This is a genomic window from Bacillus sp. P4_D3, assembly GCF_056401855.1.
Map to the genome: position 1 here is coordinate 1 of NZ_JBFUIN010001208.1, position 673 is coordinate 673.

1 protein-coding gene is annotated in these 673 nt (G+C 32.3%); it reads right to left on the reverse strand.

Annotated elements, in window-relative coordinates:
• Positions 1–237 precede the first annotated feature (237 nt).
• The coding region (locus AC1DTM_RS30330) for a spore coat protein (protein ID WP_477001688.1) at positions 238–673 on the reverse strand (436 nt) is incomplete at its 5' end.

A 673-nucleotide genomic window follows, 5' to 3' on the forward strand; every position in this document is an offset into this window, starting at 1 on the left:
ATAAAGAACTTGCAAGTGCCATAGCAGTTAATGACTTAACCCATTTGTTCATTTGCGTTTCCTCCCTTTGATAGAATATGTACAATCCCATATTACTCTTTATTTTTAAAGGAAAGATTTAAAAATAGTAAAGATACAGTAAACTTTTGTAAATTTTCGGATAACATAACCAATCTTTAATCCCCCCTCTAATTAGACATAAAAAAACTAAGGCGCCTTTMATTCCACCTTAGCTTTTCACGCGAATTTTTCATTTTCATATACATGTTTAATCTTATATTCCTTCTTCACAACATATTGCCAAACATTATATGCGTAACGATTCATTTTCACAAAACAATTTTCCAGAAAAGAACGAAACTCCGGGTTCGCAACTTCTACTGCCACTTGAGCAAACTTTAATGCCAATCGTTTCAAATGTGTAATATAACAAATAGCAATCCCCATATCCCCTGTATATTCATTATCTGTTTCCCTATCCATTTCTGTAAATTCCGGCCACATTTGTTTACAAGTTATATGCTGTACATTTTCTCCTTCTTGAAAATTTACTTGTTCATTATATGCTTGTAACATATACGGTAAATGATGCTTTAAAATGTCCTTTAATTCTTCATCTCGAACCTTGCCCGTGTACTCTCCAACTTTATATATAAGTGTGTAACTATATGTC